Origin of the sequence: Streptomyces justiciae (assembly GCF_015163075.1) — a bacterium.
GTDB lineage: Bacteria > Actinomycetota > Actinomycetes > Streptomycetales > Streptomycetaceae > Streptomyces > Streptomyces justiciae.
On record NZ_JADDXU010000002.1, the window covers coordinates 106,368 to 128,854 of the forward strand.

At 71.7% G+C, this 22,487-nt stretch carries 18 protein-coding genes; 6 read left to right on the forward strand and 12 right to left on the reverse strand.

The window, feature by feature from the left end; all coding sequences use genetic code 11:
- Nucleotide 1 precedes the first annotated feature (1 nt).
- Together IQ210_RS04665 and IQ210_RS04670 are read right to left on the reverse strand one after the other, a co-directional pair.
- The gene (locus IQ210_RS04665; protein WP_194077274.1) at nucleotides 2–1,261 is read right to left on the reverse strand and encodes an arginine deiminase; all 1,260 of its coding nucleotides are present in this window, start codon (nucleotides 1,259–1,261) and stop codon (nucleotides 2–4) included.
- Nucleotides 1,262–1,279: 18 nt separating this feature from the next.
- The gene (locus tag IQ210_RS04670) at nucleotides 1,280–2,698 is read right to left on the reverse strand and encodes a basic amino acid/polyamine antiporter (RefSeq protein ID WP_194077275.1); all 1,419 of its coding nucleotides are present in this window, start codon (nucleotides 2,696–2,698) and stop codon (nucleotides 1,280–1,282) included.
- A gap of 116 nt (nucleotides 2,699–2,814) precedes the next feature.
- Between IQ210_RS04670 and IQ210_RS04675 the strand changes: the two genes are divergently transcribed.
- Nucleotides 2,815–3,915 carry a baeRF3 domain-containing protein gene (locus IQ210_RS04675; protein ID WP_194077277.1) on the forward strand — a complete coding sequence of 367 codons (1,101 nt, stop codon included), beginning with the start codon at nucleotides 2,815–2,817 and terminating at the stop codon, nucleotides 3,913–3,915.
- A 43-nt stretch (nucleotides 3,916–3,958) separates the two neighbouring features.
- The gene (locus tag IQ210_RS04680; RefSeq protein WP_228047040.1) at nucleotides 3,959–4,384 is read left to right on the forward strand and encodes a DUF7144 family membrane protein; all 426 of its coding nucleotides are present in this window, start codon (nucleotides 3,959–3,961) and stop codon (nucleotides 4,382–4,384) included.
- A 14-nt stretch (nucleotides 4,385–4,398) separates the two neighbouring features.
- Here IQ210_RS04680 and IQ210_RS04685 read toward each other — a convergent pair whose 3' ends face one another.
- The gene (locus tag IQ210_RS04685) at nucleotides 4,399–4,812 is read right to left on the reverse strand and encodes an SsgA family sporulation/cell division regulator (RefSeq protein ID WP_194077279.1); all 414 of its coding nucleotides are present in this window, start codon (nucleotides 4,810–4,812) and stop codon (nucleotides 4,399–4,401) included.
- Between the two features lie 188 nt (nucleotides 4,813–5,000).
- On the opposite strand from IQ210_RS04685, the gene IQ210_RS04690 reads away from it, so the two are divergent.
- Both IQ210_RS04690 and IQ210_RS04695 read left to right on the forward strand, forming a co-directional pair.
- Complete coding sequence (locus IQ210_RS04690; protein WP_194077281.1) at nucleotides 5,001–6,788, forward strand: sigma-70 family RNA polymerase sigma factor; 1,788 nt, start codon at nucleotides 5,001–5,003, stop codon at nucleotides 6,786–6,788.
- 264 nt (nucleotides 6,789–7,052) lie between these two features.
- Nucleotides 7,053–8,480 carry a PP2C family protein-serine/threonine phosphatase gene (locus tag IQ210_RS04695; protein ID WP_194077283.1) on the forward strand — a complete coding sequence of 476 codons (1,428 nt, stop codon included), beginning with the start codon at nucleotides 7,053–7,055 and terminating at the stop codon, nucleotides 8,478–8,480.
- Between the two features lie 42 nt (nucleotides 8,481–8,522).
- Here IQ210_RS04695 and IQ210_RS04700 read toward each other — a convergent pair whose 3' ends face one another.
- Nucleotides 8,523–10,013, reverse strand: a complete 1,491-nt coding sequence (locus IQ210_RS04700; protein WP_194077285.1) for a DNA-binding protein NsdB — start codon at nucleotides 10,011–10,013, stop codon at nucleotides 8,523–8,525.
- Nucleotides 10,014–10,322: 309 nt separating this feature from the next.
- On the opposite strand from IQ210_RS04700, the gene IQ210_RS04705 reads away from it, so the two are divergent.
- A complete protein-coding gene (locus IQ210_RS04705) occupies nucleotides 10,323–11,462 on the forward strand; it encodes an aminoglycoside phosphotransferase family protein (RefSeq protein ID WP_194077287.1) in 1,140 nt (379 codons plus the stop codon).
- Between the two features lie 271 nt (nucleotides 11,463–11,733).
- On the forward strand, nucleotides 11,734–13,680 hold the full coding sequence (locus IQ210_RS04710; protein ID WP_228047041.1) for an N-acetylmuramoyl-L-alanine amidase: 1,947 nt from the start codon (nucleotides 11,734–11,736) through the stop codon (nucleotides 13,678–13,680).
- 12 nt (nucleotides 13,681–13,692) lie between these two features.
- On the opposite strand, the gene IQ210_RS04715 is transcribed toward IQ210_RS04710, so the two are convergent.
- The 8 genes from IQ210_RS04715 to IQ210_RS04750 form a co-directional block, all read right to left on the reverse strand.
- Complete coding sequence (locus tag IQ210_RS04715; protein WP_097260169.1) at nucleotides 13,693–14,190, reverse strand: hypothetical protein; 498 nt, start codon at nucleotides 14,188–14,190, stop codon at nucleotides 13,693–13,695.
- A gap of 94 nt (nucleotides 14,191–14,284) precedes the next feature.
- On the reverse strand, nucleotides 14,285–17,152 hold the full coding sequence (locus IQ210_RS04720) for an ATP-binding protein (RefSeq protein WP_228047043.1): 2,868 nt from the start codon (nucleotides 17,150–17,152) through the stop codon (nucleotides 14,285–14,287).
- Between the two features lie 124 nt (nucleotides 17,153–17,276).
- Entirely contained in the window at nucleotides 17,277–17,885 is a 609-nt protein-coding gene (locus IQ210_RS04725; RefSeq protein WP_194077300.1) for a CGNR zinc finger domain-containing protein, read from the reverse strand.
- 23 nt (nucleotides 17,886–17,908) lie between these two features.
- Nucleotides 17,909–18,817 (reverse strand): universal stress protein, encoded by a 909-nt coding sequence (locus tag IQ210_RS04730; RefSeq protein WP_194077302.1) that lies wholly within the window; start codon nucleotides 18,815–18,817, stop codon nucleotides 17,909–17,911.
- 157 nt (nucleotides 18,818–18,974) lie between these two features.
- Nucleotides 18,975–19,217 (reverse strand): DUF397 domain-containing protein, encoded by a 243-nt coding sequence (locus IQ210_RS04735; RefSeq protein WP_097260181.1) that lies wholly within the window; start codon nucleotides 19,215–19,217, stop codon nucleotides 18,975–18,977.
- Nucleotides 19,218–19,324: 107 nt separating this feature from the next.
- On the reverse strand, nucleotides 19,325–20,491 hold the full coding sequence (locus IQ210_RS04740) for a thiolase domain-containing protein (RefSeq protein WP_194077305.1): 1,167 nt from the start codon (nucleotides 20,489–20,491) through the stop codon (nucleotides 19,325–19,327).
- Entirely contained in the window at nucleotides 20,488–21,531 is a 1,044-nt protein-coding gene (locus IQ210_RS04745; protein WP_194078177.1) for a thiolase domain-containing protein, read from the reverse strand. Before IQ210_RS04745 ends, IQ210_RS04740 begins: the two co-directional genes overlap by 4 nt.
- 5 nt (nucleotides 21,532–21,536) lie before the next feature.
- A complete protein-coding gene (locus IQ210_RS04750) occupies nucleotides 21,537–22,478 on the reverse strand; it encodes a Zn-ribbon domain-containing OB-fold protein (protein WP_194077315.1) in 942 nt (313 codons plus the stop codon).
- Nucleotides 22,479–22,487: the final 9 nt, after the last annotated feature.

Below are 22,487 nucleotides of genomic sequence, written 5' to 3' on the forward strand. Positions count from 1 at the left end.
TTCAGAACTCGACCGGGTCCCGCACGATCGGGCAGGTCATGCAGTGGCCGCCGCCCCGGCCGCGGCCGAGTTCCGCGCCGACGATGGTGACGACCTCGATGCCGGCCTTGCGCAGCAGGGTGTTGGTCTGGGTGTTGCGGTCGTAGGTGAACACCACGCCGGGCTCCAGGGCGACCGCGTTGTTGCCGCTGTCCCACTGCTGGCGCTCGGAGGCGTAGACGTCCCCGCCGGTCTCCACGACCCGCAGCCCGGGCAGGCCGAGCGCCTTGGCGACGACGTCGACGAAGGGGGTCGAGCCCTCGTCGATCAGTTCGATGCCGGGCGCCTTGTCGCTGGGGCGCAGGGAGAAGGTGTGGACGCCGTCCATGATGGTCGGGTAGAGGGTGACCAGGTCGCGGTCGGCGAAGGTGAAGACGGTGTCGAGGTGCATCGCGGAGCGCAGCTTCGGCATGCCGGCGACGATGACGTGCTCGGCGGCGCCGTTCTTGAACAGCGCGGCGGCCACCTGGGTGATGGCCTGGCGCGAGGTGCGCTCGCTCATGCCCATCAGGACGACGCCGTTGCCGACCGGCATGATGTCGCCGCCCTCGAACGTGGCCTGGCCCCAGTCGAGTTCGGGGTCGCCCCACCAGACGGTGGAGCCCACGTAGTCGGGGTGGAAGCTGTAGACCGCCTTCATCAGCAGCGTCTCGTCGTGCCGGGCGGGCCAGTACAGCGGGTTGAGGGTGAGGCCGCCGTAGAGCCAGCACGTGGTGTCGCGGGTGTAGAGGGTGTTGGGCAGCGGCGGCATCAAGTACTCGCGTACGCCGGTGGATTCACGGGCGAGTTCGAGATAGCCGGAGCGGAAGTCATCGGGCAGGTCGGTGGTGGCGAGGCCGCCGATCAGGTACTTGGCGAGGCGTTCGGGTTCGAGGGACTCCAGGTAGGCGCGGGTCTGCTCGACGAGGCCGAGGCCGACCTCGTTGGCGACGATCTTCCGGTCCAGGAGCCAGTCCCGGGCGCCCGGCACGGCCATGGTCTGGGCGAGCAGATCGTGCAACTCGACGACCTCAACGTCCCGTTCGCGCAGCTTGTTGACGAAGTCGGCGTGGTCGCGCTGGGCGTTCTCCACCCACATGACGTCGTCGAAGAGCAGGTCGTCGGAGTTGGTGGGGGTGAGCCTGCGATGGGCGAGCCCGGGGGCGCAGACCAGCACCTTGCGGAGTCTGCCGACCTCGGAGTGGACGCCGTACGCGGGACGGGTGTCTTGGCTACTGGTCACGGTGCACCTTCCGGGTCTTCACAGGCTGATCCAGCCCACTGCCAGGGCCACGACGCCGAGGACCGCGCCGGCCACCCACACGGCGAGGATCACCAACTCGCGCGGCGAGAACAGGCGTCGGCCCTGTTCCTTGCGGGCCATCACGAACAGCACGGTGGCGGGGGCGTAGATGATGAAGGAGACGAGGACGAACTTCAGGCCCGCCGCGTAGATGAGGAACGCGGTGTACACGGTGGCGATGACGGCGATCGCCAACTGGCCGCGCGGCCCGCCCCAGCCGATCTTCACCGCGAACGCCGCGGCCAGCAGGAACGGGATCAGCGTCAGGGCGCTGGTCAGGTCGAGGGCGAAGTTGAAGGCGTCGTCGGAGAACAGGGTGACGACGAGGACGATCTGACTGAGCACCGTGGACATCACGAGCGCGGGCACGGGCACGTCGGCGGCGGTGGCGCGCTTGAGGAAGCGGGGCATGTCGTCGTCCTTGGCGGCCACGTACAGCACTTCGGCCGCCATCAACGTCCAGGCCAGATAGGCGCCGAGGACGGAGACGATGAGGCCGACGCTGACGAAGACCTTGCCCCAGGTGCCGACCGCGTGCTCCAGCACCTCGGCCATGGAGGGCTGGCGCAGTTCGGCGATCTCCGCCATCGGCATGATGCCGTACGACACGATCGTCACCGAGGCGAAGATCGCGAAGACGCTCACGAAACCGAGGATCGTGGCCCGGCCGACGTCCTCACGGCGCCGCGCGTGCCGGGAGTAGACGCTCGCGCCCTCGACACCGAGGAACACGAACACCGTGGCCAGCATGGTGCCTTTGACCTGGTTGAACAAGGAGCCGGCATAGTCGGCGCCGCCGAAGTTGTCGGCGAAGACGCTCGGCTTGAGATAGAAGAGCGCCAGGATGACGAAGACGATGATCGGCACAACCTTGGCGACCGTGACGATCCGGTTGATCGCCGCCGCTTCTTTCACTCCCCGGCTGATGAGCGCGAAGAACAGCCAGAGCCCGACGGAGGAGAGCACCACCGCGAGGACGGTGTCGCCGTCGCCGAGCGCGGGGGCGATCGCGCCGATCGTCGACATGATCAGCACCCAGTACGTCACATTGCCGACGCAGGCACTCGCCCAGTAGCCGAACGCCGAGAAGAAGCCCAGGTATTCACCGAAACCGGCCTTGGCGTACGCGTACACGCCCGCGTCGAGATCGGGCCTGCGCACCGCGAGGGTCTGGAAGACGAAGGCGAGCATCAGCATGCCGGTACCGGCCACGGCCCAGGCGATCAGGGCGCCCGCCACGCCGGTCTCCTGCGCGAACCGGCGCGGCAGGGAGAACACACCGGCGCCGACCATCGAGCCGACCACCATGGTGGTGAGCGTCGGCAGGGACAGTTTGGCGGCGGGGGGCGCCTGGGTCTTGGTGTCGGCCTGACTCATCGGAGACCTACCGTCCGTCATGAGGAGACCCCAGCGACGCTAACAGCGAAATGCCCTGTTTGCCTGACTTGGTTGCCCCTAATGCCCTATCCGGCAATCAGTCCTATCGTGCTGATATGGAGCACGCACTCAGTCCCACGACCCTTTCCGAGCTGCGGCGCCCGCGCCCCTATCCGGCGGTGTCCGTGCTGACTCCGACCCATCGCCGGGAGCCCGAGAACACCCAGGACCCGGTCCGGCTGCGCAATGTCGTGGCCGAGGCCAAGAAGCAGTTGGAGGCCGATCCGGCCGTTCCCCGGGAGCGGCGCATCGACGTCGCCCGCCAGCTCGACCAGGCCCTCACCGAGGTCGACCTCACCCACGCCGAGGACGGCCTGGTGATCTTCGCCGCGCCGGGTGAGCACCAGGTGTGGTCGCTCGCCCGTTCGGTGCCCGAACGCGTCGTGCTGTCGGACACCTTCCTGACCCGCAACCTCGTCTCCGCGCAGGCCTCCGAGCGCCCCTTCTGGGTCCTCTCGGTCGCCCCCGACCGCGCCACGCTCTGGAACGGCGGCACGGACCGGGTCGTCGAGGACCATCTGGCGGGCTTCCCGCTCACCAGGGACCACCGCGAGAACTTCGACGCCGAACGCCAGGAACGCATCGGCGACATGCCGAGCACGTTCCGGGACGAGAGCACCCGCCACTTCCTGCGCGACGCCGACACCGCGATGGCCAAGATCCTCAGGGATCAGCCACGCCCGCTCTACGTCACCGGCGAGCAGGCCGCGCTGTCCGTCCTGGACGAGGTCGGCAGCGTCACGAAGGAGGCCGTGCACGTCCCGCACGGCGGCCTGGCCCACGGCACTCCGGACGCCGTGTGGCAGGCGGTACGGCCGCTGCACGAGGCCGAGAACCGCAAGAACACCGCCGCCGTGGCGCGCGAGCTGGAGACGGCGCGCGGCAGGCGGGCGTTCGCGGCAGGCGTCGACGAGGTCTGGCAGAACGCCCGGGAGGGCCGTGTCCGGCTGCTGGCCGTCGAGGAGAACTACCGCATCACCGTGCGTGACGCCGGTGGCGATCACCTGGTACCGGCCGCGAGCGACGACCTCGACGCCCGCGAGGACATCGTGGACGAGATCGTCGAGCAGTGCCTGGAGACGGGCGCCGACGTGCGCTTCGTCCCGGACGGCACGCTGGGCGACGCCCGGGGCATCGCGGGGGTGCTGCGGTACTGACGCCGACCTCGGGGACGACCACACCGCACGGAAAGGCCCTGAAATGGCGCAGACATCCAGCGGGGTCCGACGCCCCGACCTCAGCGCACGACGCCTGGGCGGAGGCCTCACCCTCTTCGCCGGCTGGGCGCTGGAGCTCAGCGGAACGCTCAGCATCCTCCTCGGCGTCGTCGGCGTCACGAGCGACACCATCTTCAGCTCGCCCGACTACACCTACGAGTTCAGCCTGACGGCCTGGGGCTGGATCCACATCGTCGTCGGCATCGGACTCGTCGCCGCCGGCCTCGGCGTACTGCTCGGCAAGAGCTGGGGCACGGGGGCCGGTGCCGCCCTGGGCGCGATCAGCCTGATCACCCAGTTCATGTTCATCCCCTTCTATCCCCTGTGGTCGATCAGTGTGATGACGCTCGACATCGTCGCCGTCTGGACGCTGGCCAGAGCCATGGCGGTGGACGACCGGCAGCCCTGAGCGACAGGTCCTCTTCAGACGCTCCCGAACAACGCGCTCAGGCCCCGCTCGACCTCCGCCCCGACGTCCTCCTGCCCGGCCGCCACCACCGCGTACGTGCGCAGCAGGAAGCGGCGCAGCGCGGACGTGTCGAACTGGAGCAGCGCCAGCCCGTACGGCGAGTGCAGCTCCACGACGGTGCGGGCCCGGCCGCACGGCCACAGGTGCACGTCCCCGCTGCCCGCCGGACCGCGCAGGCCCGCCTCCAGCAGACTCCGCGCGAAGGTCCAGGTGACCACGTCGCCGTCGAGGGAGATCTCGGGCGGGAAGTCGATGTGCACCGCGAGCGGGTCGGCGGCGGTGTAGCGGAAGGTCGCGGCGACGGGCAGCTCCTGCTCGTCGGCCGTGACCAGACGGCCCTGGGCGGGCTGCTCGATGGTGATGTCCATGGTCGGTCCCCACTGCGGGTCGGAGGTCGGCCGTATTGCCGATGTCTTTACGACCTCGCAGGTGCCGTCTGCATTACGCGGAAGCCCCCACCAATTGCTGTGACCTGCATCACCCCCAAAAGGTGCATTGGTCATTTAAGGTTACGAACTTGTCCGAACCCACCGCAGGGGACGGGAGAGTTCCTGCCATGTCCGACGGCCCCGCCGCCATAGCCGCGTACACCCGCGTCTACGAGGAGGAGCAGCCGCGCCTGGTCGCCTACGCCCGCTCGCTGACCTGCGACCCCTGGGTCGCCGAGGACCTGGTGGCCGAGGCGCACTTCCGGGTCTGGCGGCGGCTGTCGGCGGGCCACGAGGTCGACAACGTCCCGGCGTACCTGACGACGACCGTCCGGCATCTCGCCGCGACGGTGGGCAGCGCGGCGGCGCGTGAGACCCCGCAGGACCCGTGGGTCGCCGAGGGCATCCAGGTCGAGGCCACGGACGACGACCCGGCCGAGCGGATCTCCTCCGTAGACCTGCTGTCCCGCGTGCTCGGCCAGCTCCCGCAGCGCTGGGTCGAGGCGCTGTGGCTCGCGGAGGCGGAGGACGTCCCGCTGGAGGACATCGGCCGTCGCATCGGCACCAAGCAGGGCGCGACCGCCGTACTGCTGCACCGGGCCCGCGAGGGCATGCGCCAGGCGTTCCTGCGTGCGCACCCCGGCACGCCGGCCGACCCTGCCTGCGAGGCCCACTGGGCCCGCATGCCTGCCTACGTGCGCGAGACATCCACACCCCGCCAGTCCGAGCAACTCCTCACCCACCTCGCCGACTGCACCGACTGCCGGTCACGCCTCGCGACACTGACCCGCACCAACGACCGACTACCGGCACTGGTGGGTCCGGCACTGCTGATCTTCGTCCTGGGCGGCTCGGGCAAGTTCCTGTTGCCGTTGGCGGCGGGGGCGGCGGGTGCGAGCACGGCCGGGACGGCAGGCGCGAGCACGGCCGGGACGGCAGGCGCGAGCGCCGGTGCGGCCGGGTCCGCGGGCGCGGGTGCCGGTATCGCCGGGACGGCAGGCTCAGTTTCGGGCGCCGCCTCGGGCTCCGGAGCGCACGGGGGTGGTGGGCTGTTGCATGTCGTACGTCATGTCGTGACCGGCGGGTCCAAGGTGCCGGCCGCGGCGATGACCGCGGTCGGGGCGACGGTGGCGGGCGCGGCGATCGCCGCCGGGATCGTGCTGAGCAGCGCGGGCCACTCGACGCCGGCGCCTGAGCCACGAGCGGCCGCGGTGCAGAGCGCGCCTGATCAGACGCGGGAGGCGGCGCCGTCGGAGGCGCCAACGGCCAAGGCGGAAGGGGGCGAGGACGAGGACGCGAGCGACGGTCCCGAACCCGCCGCCGATGCGCCGAGGGCGGCCGCGGCCGGTGTGAGCCCGGCGGCACCGGAGGCGACCGCCGCGGAGGAGCGGACCACGGCGGAAGCCCCCGCGGAGGCGGAGGAGGCACCGGTGCGGGACGTTCCCACACAGGACCCGGCGGCACCCAAGCCCCAGGCTGCGACGCCCGACGCCGTGACGCCCGAGGCTGACGTGGCCGCACCCGCGGCGACCGCTCCCTCGGCTGCGGCGACACCGCCCGCGTCCACACCCACGCCGACACTGGTCACACCGACACCTCCGCCCACGCCGGCACCGGTCACACCGACACCCACGCCCTCGCCGACTCCGTCACCGCGCGTAGTGCCCCCGACGCCCACACCCGCGCCGCCGACGCCCGTCACCCCCACCCCGACCCCCGTCGAGCCGTCGCCGGAGCCGGTCACCCCGACGCCCACCCCGGTGACCCCCACCCCGATCGACAGCCCCACCCCCGTCGACCCAACACCCGTCGATCCCACCCCCGTTGAGCCCACTCCCGAGCCCACTCCCGAGCCCACCGCCCCGCCGCAGATCTGCGTCTGGCACGGCCCTGTCCTGATCTGTTACGCCTCTTAGAACATTCGCCCGTCGAACACACAAATGAATCCGCGCCCGAAGCCCCCGACGCTCCGTCAACTCACGTACGCTGACTACGACTTGCCCCACCAGGCGACGTACAGCAATGACACGGCGAAACCCCTCCGTGAAGACTGTGGCATATGCCAGAAGCACCACCGTATCGTGTGTTGCCAAATCCCTTACAGGGCGTCGCGGGCTGTGCAACAGTCGTAACGGTCCCTCCGCCCGCCTTGGTCGTACCGTCCCGCATCGGAGTGCGTCATGCCGTCCCACCTCTCCGCGGACCGCCCAGCCGCCCAGCCACCCGGGCGCGGCTCGGTCGACGCGCTGATATCGCAGGCGCGGCGACTCAAGGGCGACGTGGACGCCGTACGGCGGGACGCACAGGAGGAAGGATCGGACCCGCAGGGACGCTGGCAGCGCGCGCTGTGCGACCTGGCGCTGCACCAACTCAACGACCTGGACGAGCACTTGGCCCAGCTGCGGGACGGCCCGTCCGTGCCGGCGTCCGCCGGGCCGGTGCCCGCCGAGCAGTCCGCGCCGACCGCTCCCCGGCGCGGCTCCCTGCTCAGCCGCGTGGGCAGCGCGGAGTGGAACCTGCTGACGGACGAGGCGAGTTGGTCCGGTGAGCTGTACCAGATCCTGGGCCGCGACCCGGCCCATCCCCCGCTCACCCTCGACGAACTGCCCGCCCTGGTCCTCGACGAGGACCGGCCGAAGCTGACCTCGATGGTCACGGACTGTCTCGTCGACGCGCGGCCCATCGACGGCGAGTTCCGGGTGCTGCACGCGGACGGCACCGTGCGCACGGTGCACATGATGGGCGAGCCCGTGCTCGACACTGACGGCAGCACCGCCTCGATGTGGGCCGTGCTGCGGGACGTCAGCGAACTGCGCCGCAGTCAGAGGGTGGTGAGCGAGACCCGTGACTCGCTCCAGCGCCACCGGCACCGCGCGCAGACGGAGCACCGGCTCGCGGTCGAGCTGCAGGAGGCCGTGCTGCCGCCGTGGCGCGGTTCCCTGCGGCTCCCGCAGCAGGGACCGGAAACCCTCGATCTGGCGGCGCACTATCTGCCGTCGTCGACGAGCGCGCTCATCGGCGGCAACTGGTACGACGCCCTCCAACTCGCCGACGGCGACATGCTGCTCAGCGTCGGCGACCTCACCGGACACGGCGTCGCCGCGACATCCGGCATGGCGACCCTGCTCGGCGCCGTACGCGGTATGGCGATGGCGGGCACCGGGCCGGGCCAACTGCTGTCCTGGCTCAACCAGTTACTCGACGCCACCGTCCAACCGGCCCTGGGCAGCACGGTCTGCTGCCGCTACCGGCCCGAGACCCGCACGCTCACCTGGGCGCAAGCCGGACACCCCGCCCCGCTGCTGTTCCGCGGCGGGACGGGGCGCAGGCTGAGCGCACCCGACGGTGTCCTGCTCGGCGCGACCCCGGGTGCCGTCTACGAACAGGCCGAGGAGCCCCTCGAAGCCGGCGACCTGCTGGTGCTGCACACCGACGGACTGGTGCCCGGGCATGACAGCACGGAGGCCGTGAACCGTCTCCTCGACCTGGCGCCACGCTTCGGCGAGGCCGCCACCGCACAGGACTGCGTACGGCTGGTCGTGGCGGAGTTCGGCGGGACCGAGCGCGCGGACGACGCCTGCGTGCTCATCGCCAAGCTCACCAACTGAGAATGCTCATCGACTGAGAGTCGGTTTCAGCGCACAAACCCCCTATGCCCGTGCGCTGTTGCCGCCCTTCACCTGCTTCGGCAGGGCCAGCTTGATCTCCTCCCTCAGCTCGTGGATCTTCGGATAGCTGGAGTACTCGGCGGTGAGCCGGTACATCTGGCGGAGCCGGTCCCAGGTGCGGTGCGAGGAGTTGGACCCCATCGACACCAGGGCCAGCCGGGCGTAGGTGCCGCCCTGTTCCGGGTCGTCGGCGATGAAGCAGGCGGAGGCCATCGACAGGAAGTCGAAGATCTTCGACCGCTGCCGTCCGTCGACCCGCAGGGCCAGGGCCTTCTCCGCGTAGTGCTGGGCGTGCACGGCCGCGCCGGGCTCGTGCTCCGCCAGCGTGCGGTAGGCCAGGGCCTGCATGCCGTACAGGTCCTCCTCCTTGAACATCTGCATCCAGCTCGGCGGCGGCACATCGCTGCGGTCGGAGACGAAGAGGTCCTCCGCCTGGCCGAGCGTGCGGCGCATCGCCTGCCCCTTGCCCATGGACGCCTGTGCCCAGGCCTCCACGGTGTAGAGCATCGCCATGGTCCGCGGCAGCACCTCGTCACCGGAGCCGGACTGGGCGAGCTTCATCAGGTCGAGCGCGTCGTCGGGCCGGCCGAGGTGCACCATCTGGCGAGCCGCTCGGGAGAGCGCCTCCCCGGCGCGCGGCCGGTCACCGCCCTCACGGGCCGCATGGGCGGCGATGACGAAGTACTTCTGGGCCGTGGGCTCCAGGCCGACGTCGTGCGACATCCAGCCCGCGAGGACGGCGAGGTTGGCGGCGACGCCCCACAGGCGCCGCTGGAGATGGTCGGGGTGTCGGTAGGCGAGCATGCCGCCCACCTCGTTGAGTTGGCCTACGACTGCCTTGCGCTGCAGCCCGCCGCCGCGGGCCGCGTCCCACGCCCGGAACACCTCGACCGAGCGCTCCAGTTCCTCGATCTCCTGCGACCCGATGGGGGCGGCCTCGTAGCGGTCGAACCCAGCGGGGTCGGCGTGCAGAGGATCGTCGAACTGGGGGGCGTCGGCCGTGAGGGCCGGATCGGTGTGGAGCCAGTCGTGCATGGCGCTGCTGAGTGCGGATCCCGCGGCGAGCGCGGCACCCGCGCCCACCAAGCCGCGTCGGTTGAGCATGAGGTCCATTCCCGTGAATTCGGTGAGGACCGCAGCAGTCCGCTCGGGCGCCCACGGCACACCGTCGGGATGTTCCGCATTCCCGCCGTCCTGCCGTTTCCCCGCACGCCCGTGCCGGACCAGACCGAGGTCCTCGATGGTCACGACACGGCCGAGACGCTCGGTGAACAGGGCAGCCAGCACCCGGGGCACCGGATCGCGCGGGATCTCTCCCATGTCGATCCACCGCCGCACCCGCGAGGTGTCGGTCGACAGCTGGGGGTGGCCCATGGCCGCCGCCTGCCGGTTGACCAGCCTCGCGAGTTCACCCTTGGACCAGCCGGCCAGGCCGAACAGGTCCGAGAGTCGGGTGTTGGGTTGTCCGCTCACGTCAAGCCCCCAGGTTCTCGGCTGAGTTGACAGTAGCCCGGTGGGAGGTGCCGGGCGACTATTCGCCAGGGTTCGCCAGGGTGCGCCAGATGGTGTGCCACTGGGCATCGGGTGTCAGGTAGGAACGCGCCACCCCGACCCGGTCGCTGCCATATGACGGGTGCATTCCCCAGGGTGCACCCGGGCGACCGGGCCGGGTAGCGCGACAGCGCAACGCATGCGATTGCGCAGGCACACCTGTCCGTGCAGACACGACCTGTTGCGCAGACACACCTGTACTGCTGGCACACGAAGGGATCTGTTTCGCCCATGTACGCAGCATCGTCCTCCGTGTCCGCCCCGCCCCGGTCGCTGCACCCCCGCCCGGCGGGCAGCGGCCCCTACCTCGATCCCGCCCGCCCGGCGGCCCCCGTTCTCGGTGCCGGCAGGACGCGGCGTGTTCCGGGGATCGGTACCCAACCGCTCAGCGGGAGACTCGACTTGTCCGGCCCTCAGGGCGCGCAGTTGCGTACGGCGATCGCGTCGGTGCACCGGATCTGCCCGGAGTTCGCTCCGGTCCAGGTGCTGCGCCGCAGCGGACGCTCCGTCCTCCTGGTGGGGACGACCGGGCGCAGCACGGCCGTCGCGAAGTGTTTACTGGACCACTCCCCGGTGTGGGCCGAGCGGATCCGCCACGAGATAGCGGCATACCGCTCGTTCGTCCGGCAGCGCCCGCCCGTGCGGGTGCCCCGGCTGATCGCGGCGGACCCGGACAACTGCACTCTCGTGATCGAGCGGATGCCCGGCCGGGTGGCGGCGCTGCACCGGCATCCGGCGGAGGCGCCGCCGCGGGCGGACATCAGGGCGGCACTCGGCGCGATCTGCCGGCTCAACGCCTGGCGGCCCCCGGCGGGCACCTTCGACGCCCCGCTGGACTACGCGGCCCGGATCAACCGCTACCACGAGCTGGGCCTGCTGACCGACCGGGACATGGGCGACCTGCAGAAGCTGCTGCACGGCATCGCGCTCTCGGCGGGCCGGCAGGGCATGGGCCAGTTCTGCCACGGCGACGCACTGCTCTCGAACATCCTGCTCTCACCGGCCGGTCCAGTGCTGGTGGACTGGGAGCACGCGGGCTGGTACCTGCCGGGGTACGACCTGGCGACGCTGTGGTCGGTGCTCGGGGACGCGCCGGTGGCCCGGCGTCAGATCAGCCAGATCGCGCAGTCGGCGGGCCCGGCCTCGCGTGACGCGTTCCTGGTGAACCTGATGCTCGTACTGACCCGTGAGATCCGTACGTACGAGACGGCCGTGCAGCGTTCGATGCACGACACGACCCCGGCGGCACCGGGAGTGGCCCACCCGGGTGCTGCGCCGTCCGGCGAGGAACAGCGGCTGCTGCTGAGGCGGCTGCACGACGACTGCCAGCTGGCCCGGCGGGCCGTACGCGCGGCGGTCGGCACTCGCTGACGGGGACGAGGGTCCGCGGTGCGCCAGGGACAGCGGCGCACCGCGGACCTTCGTATGTCCGCTCACCGACCACCGGTGAGCAGGCCATTGGTGTACGCCACTGACGCCCCGCAGGCACGCGGGCCGCCGCCACGAAACTCCCGCACCCCCTGGTTGACAAGGGAATTCGCCCTTCCCTGGGCATGATTGACGGATCGTCGGCAAGCCGGTACCACTGACGCACGCCCGGCCCCGCACGGCTCATCGCGCCCGACCGTCCCAGGAGGCTGCTTTGCGAGTCCCTGCCCACAGTGCCTCCGGGCACAGACGTACGCGTACCGTCATCGCGACGGCGGCCCTGCTGCTCCCCCTCCTCGGCGCGGCCCCGTCCGGCGCGCAGACGTCGGCGAACGGCCTCCAGTTGGCCTTCGCCTCGGCGGCTGCCGAGTATCACGTGCCGCAGAGCGTCCTGCTCGGTGTCTCCTACCTCCAGTCCCGTTGGGACGCGCACGCCGGGGCGCCGAGCGTGACCGGCGGTTACGGCCCGATGCATCTCACCGACGCGCGCACCGCGCTGGCCGGTGCCGCCACGCATCACGGCGAGGGCACGGAGGACGCGCGCGGCGACAGCGCCCGCACGCCTCTCCTCCCCACCGCCGAGGTGCCGACGCCCACCGAGCTCCCGGCCCGGCTGAAGACGCTGCCGAAGGCGGCGGAACTGACCGGCCTGAGCGCGGAGGAGCTGCGCACCGACCCGGCGGCGAACGTCGCCGGTGGCGCCGCGCTGCTGGCCGACGCCCAGAAGGACCTGGGCGAGCCGCTCAGCGACGACCCGGCGGACTGGTACGCGGCGGTGGCCCGCTTCTCCGGCGCGGACGACACCGCGACGGCGGCGGCGTACGCCAACGACGTGTACGACGTGATCCGCACCGGCGAGGAGCGCACCACGGACGCCGGCCAGCAGGTCGCCCTCGCGCCTCAGCCCGGCCTCTCCCCCGCCACCGCGCAGCTCGCGGAGACGGGTCTGCGCACGCTCGACACCGGTGACACCGAGTGCCCGAAGTCGGCGTCCTGCGAGTGGATCCCGGCGCCGTACGAGGAGTTCGGCGACAACGACTACGGCAACCACGACCTGGGCGACCGCCCGGCCGCGCAGAGCATCAAGTACATCGTCGTCCATGACACGGAGGGCGCCTGGGACGGCGTCCTCAACCTGGTCCAGGACCCCACCTACGTGTCGTGGAACTACACCCTGCGCTCCACCGACGGCCACATCGCCCAGCATGTGAAGGCCAAGGACGTGGCCTGGCACGCGGGCAACTGGTACGTCAACGCCAAGTCGATCGGTCTGGAGCACGAGGGCTTCCTGGCGAACCCGGACGCCTGGTACACGGAGGCGATGTACCGCTCGTCGGCGCGGCTGGTGAAGTACCTGGCGAAGAAGTACGGCATCCCGCTGGACCGGCAGCACATCCTCGGCCACGACAACGTGCCGGGCCCGACCACGTCGACGGTCCCCGGTATGCACACCGACCCCGGCCCGTACTGGGACTGGCGGCACTACTTCGCACTGCTCGGCCGGCCCTTCAAGGCCACCGCGAAGAAGGACTCCGGGGTGGTGACGATCCGTCCCGACTACGCGACGAACCAGCCCGAGTACACCGGCTGCGTCACCAAGGACGTGCCGTGCGCGGCGCACGGGTCGAGCGAGGTGCGCCTGTACTCCGGCCCCGGCGAGAGCTACCCGCTCATCAAGGACATCGGCCGGGGCACCGCACCGACGACCGGGGTGAACGACATCTCCTCGCGGGTCTCCACCGGCCAGCAGTACGCGGTCGCCGACCGCGACGGGGACTGGACGGCGATCTGGTACCTGGGCCAGAAGGCCTGGTTCAGGAACCCGGCGAAGGGCCCGACCGCGGTGCCCGCGTCCGGCCAGGTCATCACGCCCAAGGCCAGTCTGAAGGACATCCCGGTGTACGGGCGCGCCTACCCCGAGGCCTCCGCGTACCCGGCGGGGGTGCCCGCGCAGGCGGTGTCGCCGTTGCCGTACAAGGTGCTGGAGAACCAGAAGTACGTGGTCGGCGACAAGGTGCCCGGCGAGTACTACTACGCCGTCACCTTCACCACGGACTCCCACAAGGTCGTGGTCGGCAAGGACCTCTACTACGAGATCCAGTACGGCCACCGCGTGGCGTTCGTACGGGCCGCCGACGTCGACGTGCGGCCGTCCCGCTAGGGGACGGCCGGTTCAGCCCTGCTGGAACAGCTCCGCCGGGAGCGGTTTCAGCAGGGCGTACAGGTCGTCGGTGATGGGGCGGTCCCAGGCGGCGATGGTCACCAGGACGTTGTCACTGCGGTCGAACTGCACGCAGGAGATCCGGCTCTCGGAGAGCTTGAGGCGGCGCACGATCATGAGGTTGTCGCCCTGCATCACGGGCATGTCCTCGGTCTCGGTGACGGTCACCTCCTCGTCGTTCTCCAGCGCGATCAGCAGCTGGGCGACCTCAAAGGGGATCTCGCCCTCGGCTAGGTCACGGGCCGGGGAGCCCTCGGGGAGGTTGCCGATGATCATCGCGGGGCCGCGGCCGCCGAAGAGGTCGTAGCGCAGGAAGACGCCCTGGCAGGTGCCGTCAGGGGCGGGCAGCAGGCCGGCGCCGAGGTTTCCGGGCCAGTCACCCGGGTCCATGGCCAGTACGTCGAAGTCTGGGCCGGCGGGAGTCGCGCTGCGGCGGCGGAGGAACGACATGCGCCAATGGTAATGGGGGGTAGCCGTTGTCGTGCGACTGCGGGTGGGTGGGGGCTGGTCGCGCAGTTCCCCGCGCCCCTTGAGGGCGTTGCCCTCAGGTCCCTTCCAGCGCCTCCCTCAGTCCACTGCTGTCCGTGCCCATCTTCCGGTAGACCGCTGACAGCAGGCGTACCACGGTCTGCTCATCTGTGTGCAATTTCTTCGCGATCTCCGACCTGCTCAAGCCTTCCACCGTCAGGTTGGCTGCCATGCGCTCCCGGGACGTGAGCGTGTCCGTCTCCGTGCTGTGCAGCCGGCGTGGGCGCAGGCCCGCCGCGGCCAGCTCGTCGCGGGCCTCCTCCACCAGCCCGTCGGCGCCGCACTGCACTGCCGCGTCCAACCCCCGGTACAGGTACTCGGCAGCCTCCGCCGCCCGCCCCGTCCGCCGCAGCTCGGTGCCCAGGGCCACCAGCGCACACGCCAGCTCGTACCCGGCCGGGGAGCATTCCAGGTGGGCGACGGCCTCCTCCAGGTACTTCACCCGCGCTGAACCCGACGAGACCTCGGCTGCCGTGCGCAGCGCCTGGCCGATGGCCGAGGGGGTGCCGAACTGGCGGGCTCGGGAGAGGGCCTCGAGGGCGGTGGTGACCGCGCGTTCGGGGGTGTCGTGGCTCTCCGCTCGGGCCAGGTGGAGCTGCCAGGGGCACCAGGCGGGGTTGCGGATGCCGCGTGGGTCGAGGCGGCGGCCCGCGGAGGCCAGCTGGTTCACCGCGTCCTTGGTGAGGCCGCGGGCGAGGAGCAGTTCGCCGTACACGGTCTGGGCGTCGGGGAAGACGACGGCGGCCGGGAAGGGCTCGCTGAAGGCGTAGTCCTCGGCGGTCTGCGCGGCCTCCGTGACGCGGCCGCGGGCGAGGAGGACCTCGATGAGGATGCCGACGGCGTACCAGTGGGCGGGGGTGCCGGGGCCGACGCGTTCGGCCAGCCGCAGTCCCGCGCGGACGAAGTCCTCGGCCTCGGCGAGGCGCCCTCGGCGGTAGCGGACGTAGGCGAGGAGCGTGTAGCCGAAGGAGAGGTGGGCGCCGCGCCAGCCCTGGCGTTCGAAGTCGGCGATGCCGGCGGCGAAGAGTTCCTCGGTGCGGCCGGGGCGGTCGGCGTACATGAAGGCGAGCGCGACCAGGACCGGTACCTCGAAGCCGCGGTCGGGTTCGGCCCAGCCGAGGCCGCCGGCGAGGGCGCGTTCGGCGTGGTGGAGGGCGACGTGGGCGGGTTCGCCGCGCAGGACGGCGTCCCAGGTGCGCAGACCGATGATGTACCGCTCGGTGAGGTCGCGGCCCTTGAGGCGGTCGGCGAGTTTGGTGAGGCGGCGGGAGCGGGAGGGGTGGTCGGGTTCGTCGGCCCGGAAGGCGTCCCACATGAACTGCTCGGAGACCATGCGCAGCTTGACGCGGGCGTCGTCGGTGACGCGGATCTCGCGGGCGAGGGTGTCGGAGGCCTCGGCGAGGCGGTCGCTGTGGGCGAGGACCTGGGAGAGGCGGTAGACGATGCGGTGGCGCAACTCCCGGTCGGCTATGGGTTCTTCGAGGGCGGCGCGCAGATGGTTGACGGTGGTGGCGGGTTCGGTGAGCAGGGAGGCGCTGCCGAGTTCGTGGAGGACGGCGGCCCGGTCCTCGAAGGGCGGGGGTTCGCGCAGGGCGCGGGCGAGGTAGCTGCGGGCGGCGTCGGGGGCGCCGGAGCGGAGGGTCTCGGCGGCGGCGGCGCGCAACTGCTGGACGACCCAGGTGTCGCCGTCGGGGTGGGTCTCCAGGAGGTGGCGGGCGGCGGCGGAGGGGCCCTGTCCGTCGTTGATCAGGCACCAGGCGGCCTGGCCGTGCAGGGCGACGCGGACGCCGGAGGGGATGGCCCGGTAGACGGCGGTGGCGATGAGGGGGTGGACGAACTCCAGGGTCTCGGCGCCGGTGAGGATACGGGCGCCGCGCAGGGCGTCGGCGGCGTCCGCGGCTTCTTCGTGGCCGAGGCCCGCGACGGCGGCGGCGAGCATGGGGTGGATCTCGGTGCCGAGGACGGCGCAGGCCCAGGCGAAGCGGACGGTGGAGGTGCCGAGGCGTTCGAGGCGGGCGATCAGACCGCTGCCCTTGACGGCGGCGGCGAGGTCGCGCAGGAGATGGGCGCCGGCCTCGGTGGGGTTGAGGCCGCGGTCGTGGACCTTGGCGGTGAGCTCGACGGTCTCGAAGGGGTTGCCCGCGGTGACGGCCCAGCACTCGCGGCAGAACGCGTCGTCGGCGTGCGTGCCGAGGGCCTCCCGGACGAGACCGGCCACGGCGACGGCGCTGAGCGGTTCGAGGTCGATGGGGCGACCGCCCGCACGCCCCGGCAGTCCCCTGAACGACTCGGCGTGATCGGGGAGTTCGTCGGGCCGGTACGCCACGACGACCAGCAGCGGCAGTTCCTCGGCGCGGGGCGCGAACGCGGCGAGCCAGCCCAGGGATTCCGGGTCCGCCCAGTGCGCGTCGTCGAGGGCGAGGACCATCGGGGCGCGCTGCACGGCGAGATGGGTGAGCACCCAGTCGAGGCCGTCGCGCAGGCCCTGCGGGTCGGGCGGGGCGCCGTCGGTCGGGGCGCACAGGCCGAGGGCGGGGCCGACGATGTCGTACCAACTGCCCAGCTGGGCGCGGAGATCGGCCTCCGCCGCGCCGGCGAACTGGGGTTGCAGCAGTTGCCGGGCGACGTGGAAGGCGACGCGCTGTTCCTGGTCGCCGCCGCGGGCGGAGAGGACGGTGCAGCCGCGGGCGGCGGCGCGGCGGCGGACCTCGGCCATCAGGGTCGTCTTGCCGAGTCCGGCGGGTCCGGCGAAGGCGAGGAGGGCGCCGCGGGGCTGCCCGGCCGGTTCGGCGCCGTCCGGGCGCAAGCCGGTGAGTTCTCCCAACGCCTCGTCCACTGCGGCGAGTTCGCTCTCGCGCTCGAAGAGCGTTCGGTTGATCCGCATGCTGCGCCGACCCATGGCACACCCCCTGCCGCGGTGGTACGTCCGCGCGGGGAGCGGGCGCACACCGTGACCTACAGGCACCTCAGCGTACGCCTCACGGGGGTCGCGCGACCCGGTTCGGCCGTTACTGCCCGAGGCTGTCGGCGGGTTTCCGGTGCCGCTCGTGATGCCGGGCCACCCGCGCCCGGTTTCCGCAGGCCGGCTTGCACCACTCCTGCCGTGGATGGTCCTTGAGGAAGTACCGCACACAGCGCGGCGCGTGGCAGGCGCGCAGGCGGTTTCGGTCGGGACCGGCGAGGAAGGAGATCGCTGCGCGCGCGAGCACGGCCGTGAGGTCGTCCTCACCGTCCGACACCCGGTGCTCCACGACGGGTTCGGCGTCCTCGGGCCAGTGCAGCACCGGGACCGTGGGCGTGCGGGCGGCCGCCGTGTTGAGTAGATCGACGGCGTCCGGCACCGGCATCAGCCGGGCCGCGTCGGCGGGGCTCGGGGCTCCCGGGCGTACCGCGCGGGCGAACAAGGCTCGCACCGCCGCGCGCAGTTCGCGTACGGCGGCCACCTCCGCGTCCCCGGCGGTGAAGCCCGGCGCCACGGTGTCGGGGTGGGCCTGGACCCAGGTCGTGAGGCCTGCCGGGTCGGTCAGGTCGTCGGCGACGCCGCCATGGCCGTCGTGGCGGATGGTGAGGGCGAGGTCCAGGGCGAGGCGGGCGTCCCTGCTGAGCGAGTCCGGCATGGATCTAATGATAAGGGGCGGGTTTACCCATTAGCGGCCTCGGGCGGCACCACCGCCACCGGGCTCGCCGCGTGCAGCAGCACCGCCTGCGTCACCGACCCCATCATGCGGGCCGGTGCCAGCAGCCTGCGCCGGTGGCGGCCGACGACGACCAGCTCGGCGTCCTTCGAGGCGGCGACGAGATGCCCGGCTGCGTCGCCCGGCGCGGCGTGGATGTCGACCGGCACGTCCGGGTGGCGCTTGCGGTGCGGAGCGAGGAAGCCCTCGGCGAGCGTACGGGTCTCGTTCTCGACGGCGTCCTGGTCGACGATCGGCGGGACGAGTTCGCCGGGGACGGCCCAGGCCTGGAGTGGCCACTGGTAGGCGGCGACCACTTGGAGGCGGGCGCCGCGCAGGCCGGCCTCGGTGTGGGCGAAGGCGAGCGTCGCCTCGTCGGGGGCGTCGACCTGGAGGCCGACGACCACGCGGGGTCCCGGCTCGACGGCCATGCCCTCATCGTCGTGCACCTCGCGGTCCGGGCGGGGCACCACGACCACCGGGCACTCCGCGTCGCGGGCCGCGGCCATGCCGTTGGAGCCGAGCAGCAGACTGGCGAAACCGCCGCGTCCCCGGGAGCCGAGCACCAACAGCTGGGCCGAGGAGCCGAGTTCGGGCACCACGGCACTCGGCGCGCCCTCCTGCGCGAGGTACTCCACGACGGGCCGGTCGGCGATGTCCGCGAGGCGTTCGCGCACGTCGTCGAGGACCGGGTCGTCGTCCGGCGCGGGCGGCCCGGCGACCAGCACGTCGGGCTGGGCCCAGGCGGCGTACTGCCGCACATGAACCACCCGCAGCGGCGCCCGGCGTCTGCGGGCGGCGTCCACGGCCCAGTCCAGGGCGCGCAGGCTGTCGTCCGAACCGTCGACCGCAGCGATGACCGGCAGGGTGCTCATGGGTTCCTCACCTCCGGGATACGACCGTCCCCCGGGGCCAGCCTCGCTCAGGCGGTCACCCCGGGGGTGTGCTCACGGTCGCGTGTCCGGAAAAACGGGTGGAACACCCCCGGATCAGCGGCGCGCTTCGAGCCGCGCCACCTCGCCGTACCTCATCTCACGTGAGGTCGAACTCCCCTTCCCTCGCGCCCGACACGAAGGCACCCCACTCGGCGGGTGTGAAGATCAGGGAAGGGCTCTCCGGGCGGCCGCTGTTGCGCATCGCGATGAATCCCTCGACAAAGGCGATCTGGACATCCCCCAGGCCACGGCTGCTGGACTGCCATTCGGCGGTGCTGAGGTCCAGCTCGGGCTTGTCCCAGCCCATGAGCGGCTGCTGCTGGATGGTGGTCTCGGCCACGTCCGTGCTCCTCCCGATTGCGTCGTCCGCGGGCCAGCCTAGCGATCGACTCCGACCGCCGACAGGCCACGTGAGGGGGACCTTTCAACGACCTTCCGGGTGGCGTTTCACGCATCAGGGGGTTCGGACCCCACGAGCCACATCGAGAAGAACTGCGAGCCGCCGCCGTAGGCGTGCCCGAGCACCTTCCGCGCCCCGTCCACCTGGTGCTCCCCGGCCTGCCCGCGCACCTGGAGGGCCGCCTCCGCGAAGCGGATCATGCCGGAGGCGCCGATGGGGTTGGTGGACAGCACGCCGCCCGACATGTTGACGGGAAGGTCGCCGTCGAGTTCCGTCACGCCCGACTCGGTGAGCTTCCAGCCCTCGCCCTCGTCGGCGAATCCCAGGTTCTCCAGCCACATCGGCTCGTACCAGGAGAACGGCACGTACATCTCGACCGCGTCGATGTCCCGGCGCGGGTCGGCGATCCCGGCCTGCCGGTACACGTCCGCCGCGCAGTCCTTCCCGGCCTGTGGCGACACCGCGTCCTTGCCGGCGAAGAGGGTGGGTTCGCTGCGCATGGCGCCGCCGAGCATCCAGGCGGCCGGGCGGGGCGCGCGGGCGGCCCCGGCACGGCCGGTGAGCACCATGGCGCAGGCGCCGTCGGAGGACGGGCAGGTCTCGGAGTAGCGGATGGGGTCCCAGAGCATGGGCGAGGCCTGGACCTTCTCCAGGGTGATGTCGTGCTCGTGGAGGTGTGCGTAGGGGTTCTTCAGGGCGTTGCGCCGGTCCTTGTACGCGACCAGGGAGCCGACCGTGTCGGGTGCGCCGGTGCGGCGCATGTAGGCGCGCACGTGCGGCGCGAAGAAGCCGCCCGCCCCGGCCAGCAGGGGCTGCTGGAAGGGGATGGGCAGGGACAGCCCCCACATGGCGTTGGACTCGGACTGTTTCTCGAACGCGAGGGTGAGCACGGTGCCGTGGACGCGGGCCGCCACCAGGTTCGCCGCGACCAGTGCCGTGGACCCGCCGACCGAGCCCGCCGTGTGCACCCGCAGCATCGGCTTGCCGACCGCGCCGAGCGCGTCGGCGAGGTACAGCTCCGGCATCATGACGCCCTCGAAGAAGTCGGGTGCCTTGCCGATGACGACGGCGTCGATGTCGGCCCACGTCAACTCGGCGTCGTCGAGGGCGCGTTGCGCCGCCTCCCGGACGAGCCCGGCGATCGACACGTCCCGGCGGGCAGCGACGTGCTTGGTCTGGCCGATGCCTACGACGGCCACGGGCTCCTTGCTCATCGCGGATCCCCTTCGAGTACGGCGACCAGGTTCTGTTGCAGACAGGGGCCCGAGGTGGCGTGGGCGAGAGCCCGGTCAGACTCACCTCGGTGGATGCGGGAAGCCGCCTCACCGATGCGGATCAGTCCCGCGGCCATCATCGGGTTGGCGGCGAGGGCGCCACCGGACGGATTGACCCGCACGTTCCCGTCCAGCCCCAGCGCCTTGCACAGCACGACCTCCTGCGAGCTGAACGGCGCGTGCAACTCCGCGGTGTCCAGGGGCCGTTCGAAGGCGCCCGCCTTCTCGGCGGCCAGGCGGGTGGAGGGCGAGTCGGTCAGATCGCGCACGCCCAGGCCGTGGGCCTCGATGCGGTGGTCGATGCCGCGGATCCAGGCGGGGCGTGAGCAGAGTTCGCGGGCTCGCTCCCCGGCCGCGAGGATCACGGCGGCGGCGCCGTCGCCGACGGGCGGGCAGTCACCGGTGCGCAGGGGTCGTACGACATAGTCCCCTTGCGGCACCGAACCCCGCAGCTGGGCACGGGTGTTGTCGGTGGCGCGGCTGCGGGCGCCGATCCCCGCCAGCGCGGGCTCGTCGGTGTCGCCCGCGTCGATGAGTGCCTGCGCCTGGAGGGCTGCGAGGGCGACGGAGTCGGGCCAGAGGGGCGCCACGTAGTACGGGTCGAGTTGCCGGGTCAGTACGTCGCGGACGGAGCCGGGCGAGGACTTGCCGTACGAGTACACGAGCGCGGTGTCCGCGTCCCCCGACAGGAGTTTGGTCCACGCCTCGTACAGCGCCCACGCGCCGTCCATCTCCACGTGCGACTCGGAGATCGGCGGCCAGGCGCCCACGCCGTCGAGGGCGAGGGTGAAGGAGAAGGCGCGTCCGGCGAGGTAGTCGCAGGAGCCGGAGCAGGTGAAGCCGATGTCGCCGGTCTTGAGGCCGGTCCGGTCGAGGACGTCGTGCAGGACCGGCATGAGCATCTCCACCTCGGACTGTTCCGCGGTGGAGCGCAGGACGTCGGACTGGGCGAAGGCGACGACGGCGATGTCCCTGGTCACGGCTGTCACAGCAGCTCCTTGTAGATCTCGTAGTCCGCGTCAGGTTCGCCGGTGGGCCGGTAGTGGTCGGGGTAACGGCCCCCCTCGGTCCACACCGGTTCGACCCTGAGGCCCATCCGCACCTGGTCGTACGGGATGCCGCCGATGCGTCCATGGAGGGCGAGGTCGGCGCCGTCGAGGGCGATGTGGGCGTAGACGTAGGGGACTTCGATGTCGAGGTTCTTCGCCTTGATGTTGACGATGCAGAAGGTGGTGACCGTGCCCGCCGGGCCCACCTCGACCTGTTCCGAGGTGGCGACGCCGCAGGTGGGGCACGCGCCCCTCGGGGGGACATAGACCTTGCGGCAGGACGGGCAGCGTTCGCCCACGGCGCGGCGGTCGGCGAGGGCGTTGATGTAAGCGGTCTGGGCGCGGCCGGGCGAGTAGGTGTAGTCGAGGCGGGCGGGGGCGACGATGCCGGTGACGGGGGCCTCGAACTCGCCACTGTGGCCGGTGGGTTGGGCGGGATCGCCGTCGTACGGCTCGAAGCAGGCGATGTCGGTGATCGCGCCGACGCGGTCCTCGGCCCAGCGGACGCGGACGCGCATGCCGGTGCGGACGGCGTCGGGGCCGGGGGCGTCGAGGACGTGGAGGAGGGCGGTGTCGGCGCCGTCGAGGCGGACGAGCACCCAGGCGAAGGGCGACGACAGGGGCTGACCGCGGCGGGGTTCGTGGTTCCAGGCCCAGGTGGTGACCGTGCCGGTGGGGGCGACCTCGACGAGGTCGCGGATCTCCTCGGCGGTGACGGGGTCGTACTCGACGGGTGGGACCAGGGTGCGGCCGTCGCGGGTGCGCACGCCGAGGACTACGCGTTCGCGCAGGCCGGTCAGGAAGGCGCTCTGGACCGGGCCGAGGGAGCGGGTGAAGGGGAACTCGACGACCAGCGGGGCTTTCAGGACTTCCGGCATCGCCGGCCT